The following is a 268-nucleotide window of genomic DNA, read 5'->3' on the forward strand; positions in this document are numbered from 1 at the left end:
TGCTGCTGGTGGTCCACCACCTGGTGGTCGATGGCGTGTCCTGGCGCATCCTGCTCGAAGACCTGCAGCAAGCGCTGGGTGCCATCGGCGATGTCGACCAGGGCGGCGGGCAGCAGCGGGCCTTGCGCCAGGTCGAGGCTGCGCTGGGCCTCATCGCAGAGCGCGGCCAATTGGGCGTCGGTGTCGGCACGGGTCTGCCACAGTACCGAGGCGTCGCCCGGCGCGGCGTGGAGTTGTTCCCACCCCTCGGCCTGCGCCACGAAGCGCA

Annotated in this window: 1 protein-coding gene; it reads right to left on the reverse strand. The window is 70.9% G+C overall.

Annotation, left to right across the window (positions count from 1 at the left end):
• Window positions 1–268, reverse strand: a 268-nt coding sequence (locus AC0L3U_RS39475; RefSeq protein ID WP_473365132.1) for a hypothetical protein, incomplete at both ends; no start/stop codon positions are given.

The organism is Bradyrhizobium sp. Kon69 (assembly GCF_055807515.1).